The organism is Bacillus sp. MYb78, from assembly GCF_002975115.1.
GTDB lineage: Bacteria > Bacillota > Bacilli > Bacillales > Bacillaceae_G > Bacillus_A > Bacillus_A cereus.
Map to the genome: position 1 here is coordinate 51339 of NZ_PCOB01000017.1, position 10657 is coordinate 61995.

Sequence of the window (10657 nt, forward strand, 5' to 3'; positions counted from 1 at the left end):
ACGGGCAGTAAGACCCCAACTGATTAAAGTTTCACTTTATTTTTTGTACATGTGGAACAAATGTATTATTTAGATTGTCTATTAATTGTAATCCTAAAAAATATGAAAGTGCGAATCATTTTGAAAAATATAAGGGGATTAAAAATAGTGATATGTGTGGGAATACAAAGTATTAGGGCACCTAAAAGTGTCGGATGAGATGGTCTATATGAAAGCGATCCTAACGTCTAATATGTATATATAATTTGAGAACACTGTCTATTTTTTTGAGATTATGTTAGAATAACGCTTTTTTTGAGTACAAAGATATTGGAGGTAACAGAAGTGAAAGGTATGTTTTGCAAGAGATTTATTGCAATAGTAACAGTGCTTACACTATTTTTTAGCATGTTCGTTACATTTGGAAGAGCAGCAGCGGAAACAGTTTCTGCTATAGACGTTGAAGCGGGATCAGCAATTTTAATAGAAGCAAATTCCGGAAAAATTTTATATAAAAAAAATGCAGATGAATCATTGGCAATTGCTAGTATGACAAAAATGATGAGCGAATACTTAGTTCATGAAGCGGTGGATAAAGGAAAACTTAAATGGGATCAAAAAGTTAAAATCTCTGAATATGCACATAAGATTTCGCAAGATCGCTCATTATCAAACGTTCCATTAGAAAATGGTGGCTCTTATACGGTAAAAGAGTTATATGAGGCAATGGCAATTTACTCTGCAAATGGTGCAACAATTGCTTTAGTTGAAGAGATTGCTAGTAAAGAAGTCAACTTTGTAAAAATGATGAACGATAAGTCGAAAGAGTTTGGAATGAAAGATTATAAATTTGTAAACTCTACGGGCTTAACAAATAACGATTTAAAAGGATATCATCCAGAAGGGACAACTCTAGACGAGAAAAATAAAATGTCTGCAAGAGATTGTGCAATTTTAGCGCAACGTCTTATTCAAGATTTTCCTAAAATATTAGATACAGCAAAAATTCCTAAAAAAACATTCCAAGAGGGTGGTAAATATCCAATTGATATGGCGAACTTTAACTGGATGTTAAAAGGTTTAATTAAGCAATATGAAGGTGTAGATGGTTTGAAAACAGGAACGACTCCAGAAGCGGGAGATTGTTTCACTGGTACAGTAGAAAGAAATGGTATGCGCCTAATTTCTGTAGTGATAAAAGCAAAATCTCATACGGCACGTTTTGATGAAACAAAGAAATTATACGATTATGGATTTGCGAATTTTGAAGTGAAGAATGTCTACAGAAAAGATTCAGTAGTAAAAGGGCATGAAACAGTGCGAGTAGCAAATGCAAAAGACACAGATGTAGTAGTTCAAACGAAGCAAGCTGTTTCACTTCCAATGCCGAAGGGCAATAAAGACATTTATAAAAAAGAATTTAAAGTATTGAATAAAAAACAAGAAGTGCCTATTAAAAAAGGTGTAACAATTAGTAAAATGATTATCTCGCCTAAAGATAATACAGATCCTGGGTTTTTATCAGGTAAATCATTACAAATAGACCTTGTAACAAAATCTAATGTGGAACAAGCAAATTGGTTTACACGTTTTATACGTAAAACAGGATCTATTTTTAGTAGTATGTGGGATAGTGCGATTGATATAGTAAAAAGCTAATTTTATAGGATACAACTAAATGTTTCACTTTATAAAAATTTAATAAAATCTTTTCTTTGTATTAAATATTTTGTTTTAAATTATGTATATAAAGAAATGGAGGTCAAATTAACTTTGTACTGCTTATATTAGGAATTTAAAGAAAGAATATGTACAATTCTCCCACTACATTCTTATAGTGGCCTTTATGAACAGCAAAATTTACAATTTACAAGGAGAACATTTTATGAGTAACAGAATAAAAGAATTAGATTCCATACGAGGGTTAGCGGCACTTACTGTGGTATTTGGACATTTTTGTTTAATGCTACCATCGTTGCCTAATTCTATTAAATTTTCCCCGCTTAGGTTTTTATGGGCGGGTGGGGAAGCTGTTATCGTTTTTTATGTACTAAGTGGTTTTGTGTTATCTATGGCACTTTATCATTCAAAAACAAATTATTGGGGATATTTAATTAAGAGATTTGTAAGAATCTATATTCCTTATTATTTTTGGATAATCGTTACCTTTGTTTTATTTATTTTATTTTCGTCGTATGAAGTGGTAGGATTACGGGATTGGTTCTATGATAGGTGGCAAGGGTCTATAACAAAATTAGATATTCTAAACCACTTTGTGCTTCTTAATAACTTTTTTACGGAAAATTATAATCCAGTTATTTGGTCATTGGCTCAAGAAATGCGTATATCTATTGTGTTTCCTTTGTTATTCCTTCTTTTTTATAAACTGAATTGGAAGAAAACGATACTATTTGCTTTGAGCTTTTCATTAATTAGTGTTGTTCTTAATATGTTGCATATTGGGAAAGCTGAAGGATTTTATAATGGTTATGCTGATACACTGCATTTTACATCTATGTTTATTGTTGGAATGTTACTTTTTAAGTATCAGGAAAAACTTATCTACTCATATAGGAATATGAAAAAATTTAAAAAAGGATTTCTTATTGCATTAGGGGTTATTCTATATTTATATTCCATTTTAATTTATGGTTTTTCCCGTAATGATACAACTTTCTTATTAAAAGATTGGGGTGTCGTAATGGGGGTTAGTATATTTATTATAATGGCTATGAGTAACCTAAAAGTAAAAGCATTTCTAAATAAGAGTGTATTTGTATATTTAGGAGAAATTTCATACAGTATCTATTTGTGTCATTTTCCAATCATGATGGTACTATTTAAACTATTGTATACAAAGATACCTATCTTTTTCCTTCTTACTTTGTGCATTGCAATGACACTACTTTTTTCTATAGTTTCATATCATTTAATCGAAAAGAAATGTATCAACTGGGCAAAACAAAGAACAATAAATTTTTTGAAAAAAGTATAATTTCTAGATAGATTTTATCTCTTTAGTAAATATATGAATATGACCGATTCTTAAGTATACTTAGGAATCGGTCAATTTTGGATTCTAAATATAAATATAGTAAAGTGGAATATAATTGAAATCGAAAACCACTTAGAAATAACAATTACGGTGTGAGCTATTGTATAGTATAGATATGGTTAATAATAAAGGGGGAATACATATGTGGAAGCGATTTGTAGCAATTGGCGATAGTTTTACAGAGGGGATAGGGGATGAAGTTGAGGGAATTGCATTAAAAAGCTGGGTAGATCATTTTGTTCAACTGTGTGAAAACGATATAGAATATGCCAATTTTGCAAAGCGTGGGTTAGTAACTAAAGAAATTCGCTCGCAGCAATTGGAAAAAGCGCTAACTTTTAATCCAGATTTGGTTAGTCTCATTGCAGGGGCAAACGATGTTTTAAAAGGACGTTGGAATCACGATGCATATAAGAACGATATGGAATTTATGATAGATACATTAAGTAAAGCAGGGGCTGATATTATTATAGCAAACCTTCCAGATTTTACAGTTAGGCTTCCTTTTGCTTCTGAAAAAAAACAAGTAATAAAAGAACAATTATTAGAGGCAAATGAAGTTATACATTCACTGAGCAGAGAGTATAAGCTTCATCATGTTGATTTTTGGAATCATCATTTAGTTAATGATAATACGCTTTGGTCTAAGGATTTAATTCATCCAAACTCAAAAGGATATGTAAAAGTTGCTGAATTAATTTTTAGTAGTTTGCCTGTACAGAAGATAAAATAATAGTTTGCAATTTAAAGAATATGATATTAAGTGTATGAATTTATATTTTTTAGTAAATGGAAAGAACTAAACATTTAGCAAACAAAGCGTATCTACGATATATTTCTACAGTAGTTCATAAATGTAGAATCACAAAGAAAGATCACTTATGGAAATAGGTGGTCTTTAAACATTTTTATAACTAAATTAAAATATATACTGTATTACTAACAATTTCGTACTACATAAAAATTAAGTTCTCTTATAGAAAAACTGATTTTATATTATATTAAAATATAATAACATATTCAAATCATATTTTGGGTATGTATCCTAATTGTGAATAATGTGTAATTTTTTTGAAGTATAAATATCCAATAAATAAAATAGGTAGTAGGTGCAGAAGTATTAATACTATATTATTCAATTCTGTTATGAGTGCATTAGTAATTGGTAGTATTATATTTTTATTATCAATTTTAGTTATTGGAATTAATTTGCATAGAAAATATGTAGGATAAGAAAAGATAAATATACTTTATTGTATATTTATCTTTTTGTTTAGTAGGATTTATAGTCTCTTTAAACTATTATGTTAATAAAATTAAAAAACTTAATTCTTAATATCCTTATGGCTAAAGCCATCTATAAAATGACAATATAACTAAATAATTTTTTGGTATGATTTTTGGATTTTGTTTTTTATCGGAATTTTCTGATTCGAATATTTCAACTTTATGAATATAGTAGGTGAAATATTTGTGTGATAGTATTTGAGATAGAAAAAAGCCAACTTTAAAAAGGATGTGAATTGAATGTGTAAACGACTGTAAAGGGTTATATTAAGGCAACGTTTAGCTGTTATTAGTGTAAGGTAAAGATATATTTTGTAACAGTTGATATAAAAATGAAGAAATAGGTACGCTTTTGTTTGTCTGACTATTTTAAATATATGAAAAATAAGGCTGGTTTGAGTTTTGACGAAGTTAAATTCTAGGTGAGATGTTAATAATAATTAATTAGGTTTAATAAAGGGGTACCTTATACGCAAAAGCGTTTATATTAGTAACTTAAGGAGCTTGCTTTTATGAAAACTACCGATTCAAAAGGCCTATTAGGAAATAGGGTTTATTTACAAGTTTTCTCTGCCTATTCATTGCTTATGCTTGGTGTTTTTATTGATATGTTAGCGATTATGACTATAGTTGGGTTTGAATGGGAAGTAGATCCTACTATGATTGGGTTGATCCCTGTTGCATATGCACTTCCTGGAATTATTTTTGGCTCATGGGCAGGTGTTATTGCGGATCGTTTTAGAAAAATTCCAATTATGATGTTCTGTAACCTAATGGTTGGTCTAATAACAATTGCTCTTTTATTTGTACAAGATATCCACTGGCTCTTAGTGGCATTAATGATTCGTTCCATTTTTATTGTTTTCTATTATCCTGCACAGCAAACACTAACAAGACAGATTGTATCCCCGGACTTGCTTACTAAAGCAGTAAGTATCAACGGAATAGTAGAGCAGGGTACAAAGATAGTAGGCCCACTTATAGGGGGCATGTTGCTGAGCTGGTTTCAACCAGAGTTCTGCCTCATTATAAGAGCTATAAGTTGTTTATTAGCTACCTTGGTTCTGATACCCACAATAAAATTTAAAGAAACTATATCGAAAGAATTTGTTGAAAAGCAAAAACAAAGTACTTGGACCGCTTGGGTACAAGGGTGGGGTTATGTGTTATCTAATCGGATAATATTATCAACCATGATTTTCGTTACAATAGCCATGGCAGTATTACAATTAGTAGACTCACAATTCCCAACTTTATTTAAGAGCTTATTCCCACATGATAAAAGTAAAATGGGATATATCATTTCTATTATTGGTCTTGGCGGAATACTTGGTGCATTACTAACTCAGAAATTAAAACAATTTCAATATGGCTGGGTAGTATGTGGAGGTATGGTTTTAATGGGAATTGGTTTTGGGGGGATTGGTTTGATAACGCCCGGTACGGTCTTCGTTTTAGCCTATTTAATTAGTTTTATCGCTGGTATCGGAAGTGGGCTGATGCTTGTATCTAATCAAGTCATTTTACAAATAGAATCCGATCAAGATCAAGTAGGAAGAGTATTTGGTATACAAAGCAGTTTAACAAACGCAGTTCTAATTATTTCTCCTGCTATGAGTGGTCCATTAGTGCATTTGTTTGGAGTAACTCAACTCTATGTTTATGGAGGGATTGGGCTTGTTATTATTGGAGTAATTGGAGTTTCACTGCAGAAATATTTATGGGCTAAACATAAACACGAACCTATAAGAGCAAATAATTTTTGAAGGGAAGATTTTTATGACCAATGAGGAATGCTATCCATTAAGCCATCCGCAGCGAAGAATATGGTATACAGAAGTCGTTCATTCTGATAAAGGAATATGTAATTTAAGATTTTTATTTAAACTTCATCGAAAAATGAATTATTCAAAATTAAACCAAGTTGTGAATCGCGTTATCAGTGAAAATGACGGTCTGTGCATTAGGTTAAAAGAAAATGGGCATCAGGAACCGAAACAATATTTTACTAAACATGAAGAACAAGAATTTGAGTTTTTTGATTTCAGTAATGTGGAGAATATAAATTTGCTTGAGGAATGGATTGAGCAGAAAACAAAAGAAACGTTTACATTATTTAATTCAAATTTATACTATTTCGCTTTAATAAAATTAAACGATAATGAATGTGCAGTCTTTGGAAATGTTCATCATATTATTATGGATGGTTTATCAATTCAAATATTTACTGAGCAGATTGCAAAATATTATTATGATATGCATAACGAGAATGAGGAGGGTGAAATTAAAAATTCATATGTTCAATTTCTGACCAACGAACAAACATACTTGAATAGTAGTCGCTTTCAAAAAGATCAAAAATTTTGGTTAGAGGAATTTAAAACACTGCCATCTGTGACTGGATTGAAGCCTTATAATACGTACCAAGTTAGTACCAAAGCATCACGTGAGACGTTTATATTAACGGAACATTTGAAGAGAAAGATAGAAAAATTTTCTGAAGATTACAAAATTAGTTTATATACTCTTTTTGTTGCTGCTTTCTCGTTGTCCATGTATCGGTGGACCTCATCGCTTGATATTGGTTTAGGAATGGCTTACGGCAACCGTATGACTAAAATGGAACGAAAATTGATTGGAATGATGGTGAGTACAGTTCCTTTAAGAATGGATATTGATCCAGAAGAAGAAGTACTTTCATTTATTAGTAGAGTGTCCAGAAAACAAAGTAAATCATTAAGACACCAGAAATATCCATTTGATTTGTTATTAAAGCAGATTAATAAAGAGAATAACAGTAATGTGAGACTTTTCGGAACTACGATTGATTATAGGGATCGTGATGAAAGTGGTGACTCACTATGGATTCCAAACCGTGAAGAAGTACAAGATTTTGCAGTGCATATTGAAAATCTAATTGATATAGACTCTTTACATGTACATATTGATTATCGTGAGGAGCTATTTTCTAAGGAAGAGATAGAACGATTCTTTAACGTTATGCTAGTGATACTGGGAAATATTTTTGAAAACCCAAAGCAGAAGGTGGCTGAAATAGAAATCATTTCTGAGGAAGATAAAAGAAAAAGTTTAGTTGAGTTCAACAATCCTAAACTGGATGTCCCACCTCAAGTAACTATTCATGAAATGTTCGAACGGCAAGCGATGATTTATCCAAATTCTATTGCAGTTACGTATGAAAAAGAAAAAATTACTTATAAGGAGCTTAATGAACGTGCAAACCAGTTAGCTCATTATCTGCAGAAAAAGGGAGTAGGACCTGATACTTTAGTTGGACTGTGCGTTGAACGTTCCCACGAGATGATTGTAGGTATTTTAGGGATTTTGAAGGCTGGTGGGGCTTATGTCCCACTTGATCCAACATATCCAGAGCAACGACTTCAATATATTTTAGAAGATGCTAGCATTCAGTTATTCGTAACGCAAGAAAGTTTAAAAAAATTGAACTGGTTACCAGAAAATGTTGAGTCGATTTGCCTGGATCGTGATCAAGATGAGATTGGGAAAGAAAGTAAGTCTTTTCCGGTTTCTAGTGTCGGTCCCCAAAATCTGGCATATGTAATCTATACTTCGGGATCAACGGGAAATCCAAAGGGCGTTATGATAGAGCATCACAATGTTATTCGGCTATTTAAATCGACGGATTGTTGGTATCAGTTTAATGAAAAAGATACTTGGACGCTTTTTCATTCGTATGCATTTGATTTCTCAGTATGGGAAATTTGGGGAGCGTTATTATATGGTGGAAAATTAGTTGTTGTTCCGTACTGGATTAGTCGATCACCTAAGGATTTTTATCAATTATTGGTGGAGGAAGAAGTCACAGTTCTAAATCAGACACCTTCCGCATTTCGACAATTAATACGAGTGTGTGAACAAGAAGATAAGAATAAAAATTTGCAGCTGCGTTACGTAATATTTGGCGGAGAAGCGTTAGAACCTATTAGCTTGTTACCGTGGTTTCAAAGGTATGGAGAGAAAAAACCACAGTTAATTAATATGTATGGAATTACAGAAACTACAGTTCATGTTACATATTATCCAATTACTCTAGATGATGTGCAGCATGCTTCAAGAAGTAATATTGGAAAGCGGATTCCCGATTTAGAAGTGTATATACTAGACGCTTATCAACAACCTGTTCCTATAGGTGTTGATGGTGAACTTTATATTGGTGGAGCAGGATTGGCACGTGGATATTTAAATAGACCTGAATTAACAGCAGAGCGTTTTATATCTCATCCATTTAGTAGTAATTCGAAAGAAAGATTATACCGGACAGGAGACTTAGCTAGGTATTTGCCAGATGGGAATCTAGATTATCGTGGAAGAATTGATCATCAGGTTAAAATACGTGGTTTCAGAATTGAGATTGGGGAAATTGAGTCTACTTTAAATACATATGCATCTGTAACAGAGGCAGTTGTAATTGTAAGAGAAGATCAGCCGGGCGATAAAAGATTAGTAGCATATGTTGTAGGAGATGGAAATGTAGATGCGTGGAGAGAGTATCTTAAAGCGAAACTACCAAGTTATATGGTTCCTTCGGGATTTGTGGCGATGGAAGCTATTCCACTTACAGCTAACGGTAAAGTTGATCGAGAGGCCTTACCTATGCCAGAGGAAAAGCAGATTAATAGTGAATGTGTTGGCCCTCGGAATAGTAACGAACAGATACTGACTACCATTTGGAAGCGAGTATTAGGTGTTAAAAAGGTGGGAATCTATGATAATTTCTTTGAAATTGGTGGCGACTCGATTCTCAGTATTCAAATCATATCTCAAGCAAGTCAAGTGGGGTTAAAACTTACTCCAAAGCAAATGTTTGAATGCCCAACTATCGCTGAGCTGGCACAAGTGGCTATAGAAACGCAGGGAGTACAAGCGGAGCAGGGAATTGTGATAGGTGATGTGCCTCTTACTCCAATTCAGTGCTGGTTCTTCGAGCAAGAACATCCACATACAGAGCATTGGAATCAATCAATGCTTTTAAGAGTAAAAGAAAGATTGAATGTGAAATTACTAGAGGGAGCGATATTAAATTTACTGAAACATCATGATGCTTTACGTTTCCGGTACGAACAGTTACCAAACGGAACGTGGAGGCAGAGAAATGAAGGGACTGATGAGCTGTCAGTACTCCATGTTGTAAAACGTAATCAAGTTAATGAAAAAGAGTGGAATAAAATAATACAAGAAGAGATGAACATTAATCAAGCTAGTTTCAATTTAGTTACTGGTCCGTTAATGAGAGTAGTGTACTTTGAAGATAACTTGACTGGAAATGATCGAATATTCTGGGTGATTCATCATTTAGTAATAGATGGAGTGTCATGGAGGATTCTATTGGAAGATTTACAGGTGGTATATAACCAGATGAAACAAGGTCAAGAAGTTCGCTTACCTGCGAAAAGTACATCTTTTAAAGAGTGGTCTGAACGACTCCAGACATACAGTGATTCGGGTATTTCAAAAGAAGTACAAAATTATTGGAATGAACAAGTAGAAAAAGAAACGATGAAAATTCCAATGGACTATCCAATACAAGAAACAACAGAAGAATCGATTGATCAAGTGACGAGGACTTTAGGAATAGAAGAAACACAAACATTGTTACACGAAGTTCTAGTCACTCATAAGACAAGGATTGATGAGGTACTATTAACGGCATTAGGACAAGCTATCGTTGATTGTATAAATCAGCAAACCGTTTCTATTCATCTAGAAGGACACGGAAGAGAAGAGATGATTGAAGGTATTGATTTATCAAGGACAGTGGGCTGGTTCACGAGTATTTATCCCGTTCATCTCAATTTTCAAGGAACTCAGACACCTATTGAAGGGTTAAAGGCTGTCAAAGAACAATTACGTCGAATTCCAAATCGCGGAGTTGACTATGGTATTTTACGTTACTTGAATAAAGAAATACTTCCGTTTTATCAGCAAAAGCCTTCGATAAGCTTTAACTATCTGGGCCAATTTGATCAGGTGTTTTCAAAGGAATCTTTGTTTGTGCAAGAGGCAGGGTTTACATTTTTAGATCATGCTCCAGATTCCAAACCATCTCATCTAATTGAAGTTATCGGAATGGTGAAAGATGAAAAGTTACATTTTATTTGGATGTATAGTAGGGAACAGTTTTCTAAATTAAAAATTCAAGTGATAGCAGATGGTATGTTAAGGCATCTCCGTCAACTTATAAATAAACCAACAACAGAGTCTGCTTTTACGGTATCAGATTTTGCTGATGCAGAGGATCTTACGGAAGAAAGCTTAAGCAAAGTATTACTTAAATTAACAAAGAAGAGGGTGTAA

5 protein-coding genes are annotated in these 10657 nt (G+C 32.9%); all 5 read left to right on the plus strand.

From position 1 onward, the window contains the following. The first annotated feature begins 324 nt into the window (after positions 1-324). The 5 genes from CQ064_RS24825 to CQ064_RS24845 all read left to right on the plus strand — a co-directional run bounded on the left by CQ064_RS24825 (position 325) and on the right by CQ064_RS24845 (position 10657). Entirely contained in the window at positions 325-1638 is a 1314-nt protein-coding gene (locus CQ064_RS24825) for a D-alanyl-D-alanine carboxypeptidase family protein (protein WP_000677654.1), read from the plus strand. A 187-nt stretch (positions 1639-1825) separates the two neighbouring features. Beyond that, a complete protein-coding gene (locus CQ064_RS24830) occupies positions 1826-2974 on the plus strand; it encodes an acyltransferase family protein (RefSeq protein WP_003270581.1) in 1149 nt (382 codons plus the stop codon). 202 nt (positions 2975-3176) lie between these two features. Beyond that, complete coding sequence (locus tag CQ064_RS24835) at positions 3177-3767, plus strand: SGNH/GDSL hydrolase family protein (protein WP_000265883.1); 591 nt, start codon at positions 3177-3179, stop codon at positions 3765-3767. A 1066-nt stretch (positions 3768-4833) separates the two neighbouring features. Continuing rightward, complete coding sequence (locus tag CQ064_RS24840; RefSeq protein WP_000858613.1) at positions 4834-6087, plus strand: MFS transporter; 1254 nt, start codon at positions 4834-4836, stop codon at positions 6085-6087. Positions 6088-6100: 13 nt separating this feature from the next. After that, positions 6101-10657, plus strand: a complete 4557-nt coding sequence (locus tag CQ064_RS24845; protein WP_000180440.1) for a non-ribosomal peptide synthetase — start codon at positions 6101-6103, stop codon at positions 10655-10657.

Bases quoted from the DNA above. Each gene is read 5' to 3' on its own strand.
- CQ064_RS24845 (WP_000180440.1), top strand. From the start codon at position 6,101: ATGACCAATGAGGAATGCTATCCATTAAGCCATCCGCAGCGAAGAATA.
- CQ064_RS24840 (WP_000858613.1), top strand. From the start codon at position 4,834: ATGAAAACTACCGATTCAAAAGGCCTATTAGGAAATAGGGTTTATTTA.
- CQ064_RS24830 (WP_003270581.1), top strand. From the start codon at position 1,826: ATGAACAGCAAAATTTACAATTTACAAGGAGAACATTTTATGAGTAAC.
- CQ064_RS24835 (WP_000265883.1), top strand. From the start codon at position 3,177: ATGTGGAAGCGATTTGTAGCAATTGGCGATAGTTTTACAGAGGGGATA.